Genomic DNA, 15510 nt, shown 5'->3' with positions numbered 1-15510 from the left:
GTCTTTCAGACTCAAGGATTCTGTCACGACAAAGTCCTCTCCCTGTCGCTCTTGGATAATGGTCACAATACGGTCAAAAATTTCTTTTTCTGTCATCTCTTTTATTCTCCTGAAAATTCACGCGCAGTCTGGGCAACTACGTCTGTTTCTAGCATGGTACGAATCTGGCGGATTGTACTATAAACAGCCTTGGCATCGCTTGAGCCATGAGTCTTGACAACAGGTGCCTTGACACCAAACAAGACCGCTCCACCAACATCTGAATAGTTGAGCTGTTTTTTCAAACCTCTGAGGCTGTCCTTGAGAAGGAGGGCACCTAGTTTCGCTCGAAGACCACCACCTGTAATAGCGGTCTTGAGCAAGCCCATGATTCCCATGGCTGTCCCTTCAATGGATTTGAGCACAGCGTTTCCCGTGAAACCATCTGCCACAACAACATCTGCAACGCCATTCATCAAATCACGCGCTTCCACGTTTCCGATAAAGTTTAAACTTTCATCAGCTGCTAGTAATTCGTAAGTTTCCTTACGAAGCGGATCGCCCTTGCTACTCTCTGTTCCGTTATTGAGCAAGCCAACACGTGGTTGCGCAATTCCACGGACATTTTTAGCATAGAAGGATCCTAGAACCGCGTATTGATGAAGGTGCTGGGCTGTATTTTCCGCATTAGCACCGAGGTCTAGCATGTCAAAACCTCTCCCATCTACAGTCGGCAAGGTTGACATAAGTCCAGGACGATCGATGTTCTTGATACGACCCACGATGAAAAATCCTGCTGCTAGTAAAGCACCTGTATTTCCTGCGGAAAGAACAGCATCTGCTTCACCCTCTTTGACAGCCTTGGCTGCCAATACCATACTAGCATTTTTCTTCTTCCGAATAGCTCTCGTAGGTTCATCGTCTGAATCAATCTTTTCATCCGTATGGATAATGCTGACGCGCTCTGTTGCTGTTAAATATTGCTTGATTTTAGCTTCATCTCCGTAGAGTCGAACCTCGATATCTGAAAAGTCAGCTAGGGCTTGATTGACACCCTCAACGATGGCTTGAGGTGCGTAATCGCCCCCCATGGCATCTACTGCGATTTTTTTCATTTCTTTTCCTCTTTTAGTAATTGTCCCCAGTCGGATAGGGAATCAATAAATTTCTTTGATTTTAGGTGAATCCCAACGTACTCTTCGTAGAGTTGATCCATAAATTGGCGTAGCTCTTGCTTGATTTCAGGCTTGAGCGAAATGGTCTCCAAGGTCTCAAAATCAATAGCTTGAAACTGATTGAGCAGATAGGGGATATTGGGATTGAGATGGCAACGTCTCTCATCTTCATGATAATGATCTGGACAGAGGCAGGCTCCATATTTGAAAGAAAAGTCAAAAGCCTGACCGACCCGATGGCAGAAGACACACTCATTAAAATTGAGGCTGATCCCAAATCGAGTCAAGATTTGGATTTCAAAAATATTGGTCAAGACTTGATAATCCAAGCCAGCTTCCATCAACTCCAAAGTCTTTTGCAAAAAAGCAAACAAGGGAGCATCCTGCTGATTGTCCTGCAAACTAGCATCTGCAAGAGCTGCCACATAGGTCGCATAGGCCATGACAAAGAGGTCACTATTAATCTTGGGAAAAGTCATCACCTCATGATAGTCCTCAATGTAACTGAGCCCATCATCATTAATTCGCAAGAGAAATCGTGCCAGCACCAAGGGCTGAATAACCGGCGCCAGCTTAGACTGGCCAGCGTGTTTGACGAAAAACATGCGCTTGCCAGCCTGCTCTGTAAAAATCTTGACGAGCTTGTCATCCTCCCGAAAATTGCGATTGTAGAGCACCAAGCCTTGACTCGTGATAGACTGAATCATGCTTCTCTCATATACTCCTCAAGCCGTTTCATGGCTTCTGTGATAGTCTCCATGCTAGCCGCATAAGACAGACGCACATAACCTTCCCCGTAACGCCCAAAGGCAGCACCAGGGATAAAGGCAACAGCCTTCTTCTGAGCAAAATCCTTCAAAAAAGCAAAGGAGTCTTGATTGTAGCCCGCTGGAATCTTAGCAAAGATATAGAAGGCACCGTCTGGTTTGATAATCTCAAAACCAAGAGCAGTCATTTTCTCGATAATATAGTCCCGACGCTGGATGTATTCCTTCTTCATAGGTTCCGCATCGTTTTTACCAGCCGTCAAGGCTTCCACCGCAGCATGTTGAGCCATAGTATTTGCGGCAGTAACCAAGTACTGGTGACTCTTAATCAACTGAGATGTAAAGGCTGCAGGAGCGAAAATCAGTCCCAAACGCCAACCTGTCATGGCATGCGATTTAGACAAACCATTGATAATAATAGCCTGGTCTCTCAACATAGTTCCTAGAGATACATGGGCTTCCCCTGTGTAGGTCAATTCTGAGTAAACCTCATCACAGACAACGAAAATTTCGTACTTGCGTAAAACAGCTGCCAAGGCTTCCAACTGCTCCCGACTATAGGTAATTCCTGTCGGATTAGCTGGATAGTTGAGAATAACCGCCTTGAGATTATCACCTTGCTCCAAAATGGCCTTCTCCAACATCTCAGGAGTCAAGACAAAACCATTTTCAGTTGTGTCAATCTCGACAATCTCTGCCCCAACTAGATTGACAATTGGTTCATAGCCCGGATAAGCAGGAGCTGGCAAGAGCACCTTATCTCCCTCTTCCAAAATAGCCGTCAAAGTAGCAGATAAAGCCTCTGTCGCCCCAATTGTAACCAAGATTTCATTTTCAGGAGCATAGTCCAGTTGGTACTTTTCCTTAACAAAGTCACTGGCTGCCTGACGTAGAGTCAGCAGGCCACTCATCCCTGTATAGTAGGATTGGTTCTGGTCAATCGCTCGCTTGGCCGCCTCCTTGACATGATCTGGCGTTGTAAAATCAGGTTCCCCCAAGGTCAAACGCAAGACCCCAGGAATCTCAGAAATAGCCTGGTCAAACTGACGAATCAAGGAAACTTGAATCTTATCTAACTGTTTATTAAAGCGCTTAGTTAAGTCCATAGATACCTCCCACCTTCAAAACATATCTCTATTATACTACAAAAGCCCCCCGACCGCAAAAATACATTAGAGAATAGCTTTCCACTTTCTATTTTACTTTTCCTGTTTACAGGTCTATAATGGTAACAGATTCTATTTGGAGGTTTTTATGTCATTTCTATCAAAAAATGGAGCAGGCATCTTGGTCTGCCTTCTGATTTCACTACTTGCTTGGTATCTAGGCGGATTCTTCCCTGTGATTGGCGCACCCGTCTTTGCGATTTTCATAGGCATGCTCCTACATCCCTTTATCGCGTCTCATAAACAACTGGATGCTGGATTGACCTTTAGTTCCAAAAAATTGCTCCAGTATGCCGTTATCTTGCTTGGTTTTGGTCTCAATATCTCGCAGGTCTTTGCAGTTGGGCAATCTTCACTCCCTGTCATCCTGTCCACCATCTCAATAGCCTTGATTGTTGCCTACCTCTTCCAACGCTTCTTTGCCCTGGACACAAAACTGGCTACCTTGATTGGAGTGGGTTCTTCTATCTGTGGTGGTTCTGCCATTGCGGCGACAGCGCCTGTTATTGATGCTAAGGAAAAGGAAGTAGCCCAAGCCATTTCCGTTATCTTTTTCTTCAATGTCTTGGCTGCGCTCATCTTTCCAACCCTCGGCACCTGGCTTCATCTATCCAATGAAGGCTTCGCCCTCTTTGCAGGAACTGCGGTCAATGATACTTCCTCTGTAACGGCTACCGCCAGCGCCTGGGACAGTCTCTACCAGACTAATACCCTCGAATCCGCAACCATTGTCAAACTCACACGTACTCTGGCTATCATCCCCATCACTCTCTTTCTCTCCTACTGGCAAAGTCATGAACAAAAAAATAAGCAAGGCTTACAACTGAAAAAAGTCTTCCCACTTTTTATCCTTTACTTTATCCTTGCATCTCTCCTAACCACCCTCCTGACCTCTCTCGGTGTATCCAATAGTTTCTTTACCCCTCTCAAACAACTCTCCAAATTTCTCATTATCATGGCCATGAGTGCTATCGGACTCAAAACAAATCTGGTCGCTATGGTCAAATCCAGTGGAAAATCCATTGTGCTCGGAGCCATCTGCTGGATTGCCATCATCCTCACTAGTCTTGGTATGCAGACCCTTATCGGCATTTTCTAATACTCTTCGAAAATCTCTTCAAACCACGTCAACGTCGCCTTGCCATAGGTATGGTTACTGACTTCGTCAGTTCTATCTGCAACCTCAAAAACTGTGTTTTGAGCAACCTGCGGCTAGTTTCCTAGTTTGCTCTTTAATTTTCATTGAGTATAACACAAAAGGTAGCCCATCAGCTACCTTTTTCTTATGCTTCCTCAATCAAGCGTGTATGTTCTCTCTTAATGCAACGATTCATCACGATATCATCGCATCCACCAGCACGCAAGATTTCTTCCGCCTCTAGACTTTCAAGTCCTAGCTGTGCCCAAAAAATCTTGGCATCAGCTTTGAGAAAATCACGCGCCACATCAGGCAGAAACTCGCTGCGACGGTAAACATTGACAATATCTACAGGAAAAGGAATCTCTGCTAGGCTTGCATAAGCCTTTTCACCCAAGATTTCGCCACCTGCCGCCTTGGGATTGACTGGGATAATTTTATAACCCCGAGCCTGCATTTCCTTGGTCACTCGATTGCTAGTTGTTTCTTCACGGTCTGACAAGCCCACCACAGCAAGGGTTTTACTCGTTGCGAGATACTGACGAATCACACCATCACTTGGATTGATAAATTCTTGACTCATAGAAATCCTCCTTTTTCATCAGTATAGCATATTTTGAAAAGGCTTGCAGATTTTGGCTACAAAAAAGCTCCTAGCAGTTCACTTCTGCTAGGAGTATGTTTTATTCTAAGTGAAAACTTAAATCTTTTTCTCAATACTGAAAAGTGGAGAAAGTGGGCGTTTTTCATGAATACGCACGATAGCATCCCCTAATAGATGAGCGATTGAAATCTGCTCAATCTTATCAATCAAACGCTCTTCTGGCAAGTAGATCGTATCCAAAACAACCAATTTCTTAATAGCTGATTTTTGGATATTGTCCATAGCAGGGCCAGAAAGAACTGGGTGCGTACAGCTTGCATAGACTTCAACAGCACCAGCTTCTGCAAGGGCATCTGCAGCGTGACAAATCGTTCCAGCCGTATCAATCATATCATCAATCAAGATACAAGTCTTACCTTCAACCTTACCAATAATGTTCATGACTTCACTGGTATTCATCTTATCAACGCTACGACGTTTGTCAATGATAGCGATAGATGTTTTCAAAAACTCAGCCAACTTACGAGCACGAGTCACTCCTCCATGGTCTGGGCTGACAACCACATAGTCAGAACCAACCATGCCACGACGCTCAAAATAATCCGCAATCAGAGGAGCTCCCATCAAATGATCCACAGGAATATCAAAGAATCCTTGAATCTGCGCAGCATGCAAGTCGATGGTCAATAAACGATCCACTCCAGCTACTTCAAGCATATTTGCGACAAGTTTTGAAGTGATTGGCTCACGCGCTCTCGCCTTTCTATCCTGACGTGCATACCCATAGTAAGGCATGACAACATTGACAGATTCTGCACTCGCACGCTTCAAAGCATCCACCATAATCAAAATTTCAAGCAGATTGTCATTTACAGGCGAGCTAGTTGATTGTAGGATAAAGACGTGTTTCCCACGGATTGATTCTTCGATGTTGACCTGAATCTCTCCATCTGAAAATTGGCGAACACTTGATTTCCCCAACTCTATCCCAATCTCCTGCGCCACACGTTTTGCCAATTCTTGATTAGAAGAAAGGGCAAACAGCTTTAAATCAGAAAAAGACATGATTTCCTCCGGTATATATGTATCGCTTGTGCTTTTCACAAGATTTTTCCATTTACCATTGTAGCGCTTTTTGCACTATTTTTCAATCAAAAATAAAAGAAGGGCACCATATTTGTACCCTTGCATCATTCTTTTAAAAAATATTCTAGTTCATCAACTCATTGTGCTTCTCAACAAAGCGATAAGCCTGATAAAAACCATAGAGAGTAATAGCCATAACCACTGGAATCGCTAAAGGCAACTCTGTCTCTAATTCCACAAAAGGGGAGTTAAACAAGAAATGAGTTCCCAAGGCTAAAGCTAGGAAAATAAGCCCCTGTTTCTTGCCAACCTTCTGTCCTTTATAGGCTCTGTAAAGCAAGTAAACACCTACTACAGCTAGACCTGAAAAAGTCCAGTGAGAGGCAATTCCTGAGATGATACGCTCTAAAATTCGCGAAATAGTAAAGTCAAATCCCTCTGGCAAATCCGTACGAATATAGCCAATATCCTCAATCATTTGGAATCCCAAACCAGAAGCAATCCCAAGTAAAAACAAAGATTTTAATTTTCGCACAGGAATAAAAGCTAAAACAAAGACAAGTGGCAACAATTTCAAGGGTTCTTCTACCAAAGGAGCCACAATAGCACTTTCAAAGGCATTTAAAAATGAACTATCTGGGAAAAGAACCCCCAGTAAATCATGGATATAGGTATTCGCAAAGCTAGACAACCAGCCTGCAAGGAACATCCCACCCAATAAAGACAAAATCAAAGCGTTCTTTGGCAATTCCCATTTTTTCCCAATACGGAAAAGGAAATAGAGAGCCGGAATCATGTAAAAGAGAGCTAGAAAGATAGAAACTCCCATTAGGCCATATTCCGCACCTGACATCGAACCGTCCGTATAGTAGACGGTTTCATATTGTAAACCAATACATAGCAATAAGATAAAAATAAATAAAATGCTGTTTTTCTTCATACACTTTCTTTCTAAATGAATTTTTTACAATTCTACGACTGTCATACTTCCTGTATCCACATCGTAAATAGCACCAGAGATAATGACATCATCTGGTATTAGGGGAGACTCGATAAGGAGTTGCATATCCTCGCGTACACTCTCCTCTATATCTTGGAAGGGCAAGAAGTCCTGGTCTGACACATCGACACCCAATTCTTCCTTCAAATACTCCTGAAAAGGGCCATTTTCAAAAGTCTGAGCACCACAGTCTGTATGGTGTAACACCACAATCTCTCTTGTCCCCATTTGTTGCTGGGAAATCACAAGCGAGCGAATCATATCATCTGTCACTCGCCCTCCAGCATTCCGCAAAATATGAGCATCTCCCAGAGCCAACCCAAGAGCTGGCGCAACGTGTAAACGCGAGTCCATACAAGTTACGATTGCAACCTTGGTCTTTGGTTTGATTGATAAATGAAGATCTCCATGCAGTTCTACATAGGCTTGATTGGCTTTTAAAAAATTTTCAAAATAGGACATAACAACTCACTTTCTAGTCTATCAGATAATTTGAACACCAAATTATTTACATCCTATCTTACCATCTTTTCTTTGTCTTGTCAGTTGTCAACCTTCATATAAAAAAACTGGGACAGAGACATCCAGCTTCTAGCTTGGGCTTCTGTCCTAGTTTTATTTTATGAACCTTTTTGGATATACTTATTGAACGATCCTGCAAAGCTCTGAAGATTGAGACTTTGTACGTAGACCTCACCAGTTCCTCGGAAGGTATTCACCACTCCTTCGCCTGTACCAATAGACTGCCAGAAGCTATTTTCTAAGTGGATATTATAGTCCAAAGATTGACTCCAAGCCACCACATGAGCATTGTCAATGGTTATTTCTTGGTTTTGTAGCTCAATTTTCTTGATAGAGCCAAAAGCATTGGCCAAGAGAGTTCCCTGGCCTTGGGTAGTCATCACAAAGAGACCGCCTTGCCCTCCGAACAGAGCTTTACCAATAGACTGACTCTCCATAGTATAGGAAGCTGTACCATCAAGAGCTAGAAAAGCCCCATCATTCAGTCGATATTGTTTTTCACCTAGTTCAAGAGCAATTACTTGCCCAGGAGTATCTGGTGCTAGAGCAAGGTTCCCGTTATCAGACTCTGCTACAGCTTGAGTAATGAAGGTGCTTTCACCAGAAACCATTGAACGTCCTACAGCTTTAACAAAACGTCCCAAACCTGAACCGCTAGCATTGAGCTGGGTATTGAGACTTACGTTAGGCGTGTGGTAAACCATACTACCTCGCTGGATATAGACGGTTTCTCCTTGATTGAGTGACAACTCTACCAAAGGAAATTGCATATGACTGTCCATAGAAAATTTCATAAGAAATTCCTCCTTGTTTTAATAAATGTTAGCAATAAAATAATTAGTCATCTAAAGCTGACCATAACTATTAGGAGAATACCTTTTTCAAGACTTCCTGAATCGTTGTCACCCCAATAACCTGAATTTCCTTAGGTGGAGTGATTCCTGTCAAGGAATTTTTGGGTACATAAATCTTAGTAAAGCCCAGTTTAGCAGCTTCATTAATACGCTGCTCGATACGATTCACGCGCCGAATTTCTCCCGTCAAACCAAGTTCTCCCACAAAACATTCCTGAGGATTGGTTGGCTTGTCCTTGTAGCTCGAAGCAATGGCAACTGCAACAGCTAAGTCAATGGCAGGTTCATCCAATTTGACACCACCAGCAGATTTGAGATAGGCGTCCTGATTTTGCAAGAGAAGCCCGGCCCGTTTTTCTAAAACAGCCATAATCAGACTCGCACGATTAAAATCAAGTCCTGTGGTCGTACGCTTGGCATTTCCAAACATGGTCGGTGTTACCAAAGCTTGAACCTCCGCCAAAATCGGACGCGTCCCTTCCATGGTCACAACGATTGACGAGCCAGTTGCTCCATCCAAACGCTCTTCTAGGAAAACTTGACTCGGATTGAGGACCTCAACCAAGCCACCTGACTGCATCTCAAAAATCCCAATCTCATTAGTGGAGCCAAAACGGTTTTTGACCGCTCTTAAAATACGGAAGGTATGATGGCGTTCCCCTTCAAAGTAAAGCACCGTATCCACCATATGCTCCAACATACGCGGACCAGCCAGAGTACCCTCCTTGGTCACATGCCCTACAATAAAGATAGCAATATTATTGGTCTTGGCCAGTTGCATGAGCTCAGCCGTCACCTCACGCACTTGAGAAACAGACCCCTGCACCCCTGAAATCTCAGGAGACATAATGGTCTGAATGGAGTCAATAATGAGGAAGTCTGGTTGGATGCGCTCCACCTCAGTTCGAACACTCTGCATATTGGTCTCTGCATAGAGATAAAACTCGCTATCAATATCACCCAAACGCTCTGCACGTAGTTTAATCTGCTGGGCAGACTCCTCCCCACTGACATAGAGAACAGTCCCCACTTGAGACAGCTGGGTTGAGACTTGTAAAAGAAGGGTTGATTTCCCGATTCCAGGATCCCCACCGATTAGGACAAGACTTCCCGGTACCACTCCGCCTCCAAGTACACGGTTGAATTCCTCCATCTCCGTCTTGGTTCGATTGACGTTGATTGAAGTCACCTCAGCCAGTTTCATGGGCTTGGTTTTTTCACCTGTCAAAGACACACGCGCATTCTTTACCTCAGCAACCTCAACCTCTTCTACAAAGGAAGACCAAGACCCACAGTTGGGACAACGTCCCAGATATTTAGGGGAATTATACCCACAATTTTGACATACAAATGTCGCTTTTTTCTTTGCGATGATAAACCTCTTTCTATTAAAAATAATCTATAAAAAATATTTCTTTAAACGATGACCAAAATCTTTTTTCTTCTAACTCCCCTATTTGAAAAGCTCTATACTGAAAATTTATTAAAACATTGTACACAAATCTTCTATCATAGGTGAATAAATCTAATATGATATAGATGACAAATAAGAACACAACAACTATAATCAAAACTGAAAATAAAACTTTTATCCAGTCTATTACTATAGACTCAATTGATAATCCTTTAAAATAGTTTAATAGTTCTGTTTCTGAAATATTCTTCGTTAATAAATCAAATATTTTTGAAAATAATGTTGAAACTATGGATAAAAGAGCAATCATAATTGTTGCAAAAATTCCCATTCCCCACTTTATTAAATCTCTTGTAGAATTGATTGATTTTTTAATTTCTTTTAAAAGCTTATCAATATCCTCTGGTGTTAAAATGTTATTTTGATTATATTGTATCGCAATGTTTATTACTTTATTTTTTCTAAATATTGCGAAACCACGATAAATGAAAAAAAATATTAGTACGTTTAAAAAAACTGTATTTGAAGCATATGAATTAGAAGATACTAAATCCACAACATAAAGTATTAGAAGTAAAAGTAGAACAACTTCAAAAAATTTGAATCCTATATCTTCCCACCAGTTAAACTTCCTTCTTAGCCTAGATCTCACTTCAAAATATAACCCTGACATACTTCCCCCCATTTTTTCATCAAAAGTATTCTGACTCATAAAGACTTCATCTTAATGCCCTGTCGATCCAAATCCACCAGTTCGAACACCATCAGCCGCATCTCCATCTGCAATTAAGAAAGGAGCAAAGACAGCCTGGACAACACGTTCTCCAACTTCAAGAACAACCTCTTGGTCTGTGATATTCTTCATCTGCGCAAAAATATGCCCTTCATTCCCAGGATTTCCATAATAATCCCCATCAATGACCCCAACTGAATTAATTAAAACCAAGCCCTTCTTACGAGGGTTTGAAGAGCGATCATAGAGATAGAGAACCTCAGTTGGTTGCATATAAGCCTTAACCCCTGTCGGAACCAATACAATCTCTCCTGGCGCAATAACTGTACGCACAGCAACCTTTAAGTCGTAACCAGCCGCATGCGCTGTCTCACGTTTGGGCAATAAATTTTCATCTGTAAAACTAGAAACCAATTCAAAACCACGAATTTTCATCATCTTCTCTTTTCTATTATCATTTATTCTAGATTATTCTATCTTATTTATTCGGAAAAAGCACGAAAAAAAGAGCACACAATTCAAATCGCTTAGGGCTGCTGGATTCCTCCCCTGACCCACTTCACGCAGAACTGTTGCTCCACTATTTATTATATCACATTCCTATTCATTTTAAAAGCAAAATTATTTTTTCCGTCTATTTCTAAAAAAGTCCTGCATAATAGCTGCGCATTCATCTTCCAAAATTCCCGTTTCAACCTCCACACGGTGATTGAGACGCTCATCTGTCAAGATATCGTACAAACTCCCAGCAGCGCCAAATTTCTGGTTTTTAGCCCCATAGACCACGTTTGGAATACGGGCAAGTCCAATCGCCCCACTACACATGACACAAGGCTCAATGGTCACAAAAAGCGTGCAATCCAGCAAGCGCCAACTCTCCTCACTCAGGTTCGCATGCTCTATAGCCATAATCTCCGCATGCATAACCGCTCGTTGCAACTCCTCACGCGCATTATGCCCACGGCCAATGATTTCTCCGTCCTTGACAATCACACAACCAATTGGAATTTCATCGTGTTCAAGAGCAATCTCAGCCTCTTTCAATGCCTCTCTCATAAAGACTTCTTTTTCTTCAACTGTATAATTCATCAATTTCCCTTTTCCTACTTATCGATTTTATTATTATATCATGATTCCCGAGACAAAAAAAGCCACCGAATGCGGTGACTTTATAGGGAGATTATTATGAAAAAGAAAAGTTTAGGATATTTGTTACAACAAGTTAGGAGGTCTTCTTGTAACTGTCTATAGTATACCCGACCTAACTTAAACAAATCTTAAAAATCTCTTAGGACCAAACACTTTCTAAAATATTGGTTTGTTCACGACCAGGACCTACTGAGAAAGTAGAAATACGAACGCCAACCAATTCACTAACACGACGAACATAATTTCGCGCATTCTCAGGAAGATCTTCCAAATTACGAACTCCAGTAATATCTTCTGACCAACCTGGCAACTCTTCATAGATAGGCTTGCAACGTTTCAATTGCTCAAGACTAGCTGGATAGTAGTCAATACGTTGACCATCAAGATCATAGGCCACACAGATTTTCACAGTATCTAAACCACTCAAAACATCGATAGAGTTCAATGAAAGATTAGTAATACCAGAAACGCGACGGCTATGGCGCATCACAACTGAATCAAACCATCCCACACGACGTGGACGACCAGTTGTTGTACCATATTCATGACCGACTTCACGGATACGTTCTCCCACTTCATCAAACAACTCAGTTGGGAAAGGACCGTCTCCTACACGACTCGTATAGGCTTTACATACACCAACAACCTTGTCAATCTTACTTGGACCAACACCAGAACCAATCGTAACACCACCAGCCACAGGGTTTGATGACGTAACAAATGGATATGTACCTTGGTCGATATCTAGCATAACACCTTGTGCACCTTCAAAAAGCACACGCTTACCATTATCAAGCGCATCATTCAAGATAACAGATGTGTCTGTCACATATTGCTTGATTTGTTGACCATATTCGTAATATTCTTCAAAAATATCATCAAAAGCAATCGCTTTACTATCATACAATTTTTCAAAAAGACGATTCTTTTCAGCAAGGTTACGTTCTAAACGCTCACGGAAAATGTCTTTATCCAAAAGATCTGCGATACGAATCCCAACACGAGCAGCCTTGTCCATATAAGCTGGACCAATTCCCTTGATTGTAGTCCCAATCTTATTGTCGCCCTTAGCTTCTTCTTGCAAACGGTCTAACTCGATATGGTAAGGCAAAATGACATGGGCACGATCAGAAATACGCAAGTTATCAGTTGTCACACCTTCCTCATGAAGATAGCTCAACTCTTTTACAAGAGATTTAGGATTTACAACCATACCGTTTCCAATAACAGAGATTTTTTCAGGGAAGAAAATTCCAGATGGAATTAAGTGCAATTTAAACTTCTTACCATCAATAACAATCGTGTGGCCTGCATTATCACCACCTTGGTAACGTGCAATCACTTCTGCATTCGCTGAAAGGAAGTCTGTAATCTTCCCTTTACCTTCATCACCCCATTGGGTACCTACAACAACAACTGAAGTCATAATCTTGTCTGAGCCCTCAGGCTCTTCCTTTCTCACATACATGGCAGGACTCTCACCTGCAATTATATCTTACAATTTATTATAAGAAAAAATCGCCTTTTTATCAAGAAGAAACAATAGAAAGATTTGCTATTTCCAACTATTAAAAAATGATTTAGAAAAATAACCAGCTATTTATTATTATATTTCTATAAAAAAGTAAATTTGTTCGGAAATTAACGCATACTGTCTCAACAAGCAACAAAACCTTGTTTCATTATCAATTTTTCAAGATACAAACGATAAGCAACACGATAATGGTAAACAATAAAATCCCGATGACTCACAATACGATATCGGACAAGATAATAAATCAAAAATTTAAAATGAACATGTTCCCAATCAAAATGATCACCGAAGGACATACCATACTCTTCTTCAATATTTCTATAAAAATCCATCATCTGATCATAAATACTTTGTAGCATAAATATATACTCCTTTTCTTTTTATGACCTTATTCTAACAAAAAATTATAAACAGTTATTATCAATTCCTGAATTGCTTAAAAACCAACCTCAACAAGATAACAAATAGAAAAAGTTGACAGAATAGGAACAAATTTACTACCTAAATTAGACTATTATAGACCTTATTAACTGTGTTAAATACTAAAAGAGACTGAGGTAAAAATCTTAAATTGAGAAAATACATAGCATCAGATTGTACTGCCCCCAAAAAGTTAGACAATTAATTTATCCAAAGGATTTAGTTCTGTATTGTACAGGGCTAAGTCCTTTTAGTTTTACCTTAATTCGTTTATTGTTGTAGTAATCAATATAGTCTACAATAGCTTGTTCCAATTGCTTAAGCGACTGAAATGACTTCTCATAACCATAAAACATCTCCGATTTCAGAATGCCAAAGAAGGACTCCATCATACCGTTGTCTGGGCTGTTACCCTTACGTGACATGGATGCTTGAATTCCCTTACTCTCTAAGAACCGATGATAAGAATCGTGTTGGTATTGCCAACCTTGGTTACTATGGAGAATCGTATTCTCGTAGTGTTTCTCTGTGAAGGCCTGTTTCAACATCGTTTTTACTTGTTCTAAGTTGGGTGAAGTTGAAAGATTATAGGCGATAATTTCGCTATTAAAGCCATCTAAAACTGGTGATAAGTAAAGCTTTTGAGTACTTGCTGGAATGGCAAATTCTGACACATCTGTGTAGCACTTTTCCATTGTTTTAGAGCCTTCAAATTGACGTTGAATAAGGTTATCTGCCTTCTTGCCAACGTCTCCTTTATGGGAAGAATATTTTCGTTTCTGTCGCATTTTAGCTTGTAAATTGAGTACTTTCATCAAGCGTTGAACTCTTTTATGATTTACCAGATAACCACGATTTCTTAGTTCTAAATGAACCCGACGACAACCATAATTTCCCTTGTGTTCGATAAAAATGGATTGAATTTCAGCTTTAAGCTCTTGGTTCTTATCTGGTTTGTCTAGCTGTTTCAAGTGATAGTAGTAGGTCGAACGAGCTAGTTTAATGGCTTTTAGAAGAATATCTAACGAAAACTCAGTCATTAATTCTTGAACAATTTCTGTCTTTCTTCTTTCTCTTTTTCCTCCTTCAATCGGAGTTCTCTCAACTTTTTTAGGATGGCATTCTCCGCTCTCAGGTACTCATTTTCTGCTTGAAGACGTTCTAATTCTGTCCTCTCTTCAGGTCTCTTTTTTGGCTTACGTCCCATTTTAGGTACTCTCCCTCTTGTTTTCTCAACAATAATATACCCGTTTTTCTTGTATTTTGCTAGCCAGTTAAGAAGTATCGTACGACTTGGGAGGCCGTATTCAAGAGAAACTCTATCTTTAGTCCAGCCTTCATGTAAGACTTTATGAATCATTTCTTGTTTTAAATCAGGAGAATAGTAACGATTTTTTCCTTTTTTGACGAACTCTATTCCGTAACGATCAATCAATTTAATCATGTACCTAATATTAGAATTGTTTATCCCAAATTTATTTGAAAGCTTCTCTAAGGCATATCCTTGTTTTCTAAGTTCATAGATCTTAACTTTATCATTATAATAAATTAATTTCATAATAAAAATACCCCAAAAGTTAGATTATTTCTGTCTAACTTTTGGGGTGCAGTTCAAAGTTAGATTTTTCAGACTATTTTTTAAATCTTTCTCAAGGACAAATATAAAATCGTCAACACTTTGAAAACTTCAAAAAAAGGATTTTCATCGCTATAAACATCAAAAAAGAAAGGACGAAATGTGTCCTTTCTTGTTTTTCTTAACTACTCCGCCAGTAGGACTCGAACCTACGACATCATGATTAACAGTCATGCGCTACTACCAACTGAGCTATGGCGGATTAAAGCTAAGCGACTTCCATATCTCACAGGGGGCAACCCCCAACTACTTCCGGCGTTCTAGGGCTTAACTTCTGTGTTCGGCATGGGTACAGGTGTATCTCCTAGGCTATCGTCACTTAACTCTGAGTAA

The 15510-nt window shown here is 40.8% G+C and carries 16 protein-coding genes, 1 tRNA gene, 1 rRNA gene, 1 other RNA gene and 2 pseudogenes; 2 read left to right on the top strand and 19 right to left on the bottom strand.

Annotation, left to right across the window (positions count from 1 at the left end):
• From PAN06_RS08955 to PAN06_RS08940, 4 genes and pseudogenes are all read right to left on the bottom strand, one after another.
• Positions 1-96: pseudogene (locus tag PAN06_RS08955) on the bottom strand (acyl carrier protein); the annotation flags it as partial.
• A 5-nt stretch (positions 97-101) separates the two neighbouring features.
• Complete coding sequence (plsX, locus tag PAN06_RS08950; protein WP_269796113.1) at positions 102-1094, bottom strand: phosphate acyltransferase PlsX; 993 nt, start codon at positions 1092-1094, stop codon at positions 102-104.
• Positions 1091-1861: a DNA repair protein RecO gene (gene recO, locus PAN06_RS08945; protein WP_020902251.1), complete on the bottom strand. Its 771-nt coding sequence runs from the start codon at positions 1859-1861 to the stop codon at positions 1091-1093. Before recO ends, plsX begins: the two co-directional genes overlap by 4 nt.
• Positions 1858-3027: a pyridoxal phosphate-dependent aminotransferase gene (locus PAN06_RS08940; RefSeq protein WP_269796112.1), complete on the bottom strand. Its 1170-nt coding sequence runs from the start codon at positions 3025-3027 to the stop codon at positions 1858-1860. The genes recO and PAN06_RS08940 overlap by 4 nt, the downstream gene beginning before the upstream one ends.
• A 148-nt stretch (positions 3028-3175) precedes the next feature.
• Here PAN06_RS08940 and PAN06_RS08935 point away from each other — a divergent pair, with 148 nt between their 5' ends.
• Entirely contained in the window at positions 3176-4186 is a 1011-nt protein-coding gene (locus PAN06_RS08935; protein WP_269796111.1) for a YeiH family protein, read from the top strand.
• 184 nt (positions 4187-4370) lie between these two features.
• Here PAN06_RS08935 and PAN06_RS08930 read toward each other — a convergent pair whose 3' ends face one another.
• The 13 genes from PAN06_RS08930 to PAN06_RS08870 all read right to left on the bottom strand — a co-directional run bounded on the left by PAN06_RS08930 (position 4371) and on the right by PAN06_RS08870 (position 15099).
• A complete protein-coding gene (locus PAN06_RS08930; RefSeq protein ID WP_000076477.1) occupies positions 4371-4808 on the bottom strand; it encodes a CoA-binding protein in 438 nt (145 codons plus the stop codon).
• Positions 4809-4925: 117 nt separating this feature from the next.
• Positions 4926-5894 (bottom strand): ribose-phosphate diphosphokinase, encoded by a 969-nt coding sequence (locus tag PAN06_RS08925; protein WP_033682853.1) that lies wholly within the window; start codon positions 5892-5894, stop codon positions 4926-4928.
• A 145-nt stretch (positions 5895-6039) separates the two neighbouring features.
• The gene (locus PAN06_RS08920; protein WP_269796110.1) at positions 6040-6855 is read right to left on the bottom strand and encodes a PrsW family glutamic-type intramembrane protease; all 816 of its coding nucleotides are present in this window, start codon (positions 6853-6855) and stop codon (positions 6040-6042) included.
• Between the two features lie 24 nt (positions 6856-6879).
• Positions 6880-7377: a carbonic anhydrase gene (locus PAN06_RS08915; RefSeq protein WP_269796109.1), complete on the bottom strand. Its 498-nt coding sequence runs from the start codon at positions 7375-7377 to the stop codon at positions 6880-6882.
• A gap of 158 nt (positions 7378-7535) precedes the next feature.
• Positions 7536-8231 (bottom strand): TIGR00266 family protein, encoded by a 696-nt coding sequence (locus PAN06_RS08910; RefSeq protein ID WP_269796108.1) that lies wholly within the window; start codon positions 8229-8231, stop codon positions 7536-7538.
• Between the two features lie 70 nt (positions 8232-8301).
• Positions 8302-9666, bottom strand: a complete 1365-nt coding sequence (gene radA, locus PAN06_RS08905; protein ID WP_346732063.1) for a DNA repair protein RadA — start codon at positions 9664-9666, stop codon at positions 8302-8304.
• 13 nt (positions 9667-9679) lie between these two features.
• Entirely contained in the window at positions 9680-10417 is a 738-nt protein-coding gene (locus PAN06_RS08900; RefSeq protein ID WP_004269964.1) for a hypothetical protein, read from the bottom strand.
• 12 nt (positions 10418-10429) lie between these two features.
• Positions 10430-10873: a dUTP diphosphatase gene (locus PAN06_RS08895; protein WP_000701987.1), complete on the bottom strand. Its 444-nt coding sequence runs from the start codon at positions 10871-10873 to the stop codon at positions 10430-10432.
• A 56-nt stretch (positions 10874-10929) separates the two neighbouring features.
• Positions 10930-11027: signal recognition particle sRNA small type (gene ffs / locus PAN06_RS08890), an RNA gene on the bottom strand.
• Positions 11028-11059: 32 nt separating this feature from the next.
• Entirely contained in the window at positions 11060-11527 is a 468-nt protein-coding gene (tadA, locus tag PAN06_RS08885) for a tRNA adenosine(34) deaminase TadA (RefSeq protein WP_061864891.1), read from the bottom strand.
• A gap of 199 nt (positions 11528-11726) precedes the next feature.
• Complete coding sequence (locus PAN06_RS08880; RefSeq protein WP_269796114.1) at positions 11727-13013, bottom strand: adenylosuccinate synthase; 1287 nt, start codon at positions 13011-13013, stop codon at positions 11727-11729.
• A gap of 230 nt (positions 13014-13243) precedes the next feature.
• A complete protein-coding gene (gene comW / locus PAN06_RS08875) occupies positions 13244-13480 on the bottom strand; it encodes a sigma(X)-activator ComW (protein ID WP_247933133.1) in 237 nt (78 codons plus the stop codon).
• A 267-nt stretch (positions 13481-13747) separates the two neighbouring features.
• Positions 13748-15099, bottom strand: a protein-coding gene (locus PAN06_RS08870; protein ID WP_269796107.1) for an IS3 family transposase whose coding sequence is annotated in 2 segments (ribosomal slippage) — positions 13748-14655 and positions 14655-15099 — 1353 coding nt in all. Because the reading frame shifts where the segments join, the coding sequence is not laid out codon by codon here.
• 63 nt (positions 15100-15162) lie between these two features.
• On the opposite strand from PAN06_RS08870, the pseudogene PAN06_RS08865 reads away from it, so the two are divergent.
• Positions 15163-15302, top strand: a pseudogene (locus PAN06_RS08865) (ISL3 family transposase); the annotation flags it as partial.
• A 3-nt stretch (positions 15303-15305) separates the two neighbouring features.
• Here the strand turns inward: PAN06_RS08865 and PAN06_RS08860 are convergent.
• Both PAN06_RS08860 and rrf read right to left on the bottom strand, forming a co-directional pair.
• Positions 15306-15379: transfer RNA gene (locus PAN06_RS08860), tRNA-Asn, on the bottom strand.
• 5 nt (positions 15380-15384) lie between these two features.
• Positions 15385-15500, bottom strand: a 5S ribosomal RNA gene (gene rrf / locus PAN06_RS08855).
• Positions 15501-15510 lie beyond the last annotated feature (10 nt).

This window comes from Streptococcus sp. SM3 (genome assembly GCF_027497875.1).
Note: the sequence above shows the minus strand (reverse complement) of the source record. Positions and strands in the feature narration are given on the sequence as shown.

Coding starts and splice junctions, on each gene's coding strand:
- PAN06_RS08900 (WP_004269964.1), bottom strand. CDS start 10,417: ATGAGTCAGAATACTTTTGATGAAAAAATGGGGGGAAGTATGTCAGGG.
- PAN06_RS08895 (WP_000701987.1), bottom strand. CDS start 10,873: ATGAAAATTCGTGGTTTTGAATTGGTTTCTAGTTTTACAGATGAAAAT.
- tadA (WP_061864891.1), bottom strand. CDS start 11,527: ATGAATTATACAGTTGAAGAAAAAGAAGTCTTTATGAGAGAGGCATTG.
- PAN06_RS08930 (WP_000076477.1), bottom strand. CDS start 4,808: ATGAGTCAAGAATTTATCAATCCAAGTGATGGTGTGATTCGTCAGTAT.
- plsX (WP_269796113.1), bottom strand. CDS start 1,094: ATGAAAAAAATCGCAGTAGATGCCATGGGGGGCGATTACGCACCTCAA.
- recO (WP_020902251.1), bottom strand. CDS start 1,861: ATGATTCAGTCTATCACGAGTCAAGGCTTGGTGCTCTACAATCGCAAT.
- PAN06_RS08910 (WP_269796108.1), bottom strand. CDS start 8,231: ATGAAATTTTCTATGGACAGTCATATGCAATTTCCTTTGGTAGAGTTG.
- PAN06_RS08915 (WP_269796109.1), bottom strand. CDS start 7,377: ATGTCCTATTTTGAAAATTTTTTAAAAGCCAATCAAGCCTATGTAGAA.
- PAN06_RS08940 (WP_269796112.1), bottom strand. CDS start 3,027: ATGGACTTAACTAAGCGCTTTAATAAACAGTTAGATAAGATTCAAGTT.
- PAN06_RS08935 (WP_269796111.1), top strand. CDS start 3,176: ATGTCATTTCTATCAAAAAATGGAGCAGGCATCTTGGTCTGCCTTCTG.
- PAN06_RS08920 (WP_269796110.1), bottom strand. CDS start 6,855: ATGAAGAAAAACAGCATTTTATTTATTTTTATCTTATTGCTATGTATT.
- PAN06_RS08880 (WP_269796114.1), bottom strand. CDS start 13,013: ATGACTTCAGTTGTTGTTGTAGGTACCCAATGGGGTGATGAAGGTAAA.
- comW (WP_247933133.1), bottom strand. CDS start 13,480: ATGCTACAAAGTATTTATGATCAGATGATGGATTTTTATAGAAATATT.
- PAN06_RS08925 (WP_033682853.1), bottom strand. CDS start 5,894: ATGTCTTTTTCTGATTTAAAGCTGTTTGCCCTTTCTTCTAATCAAGAA.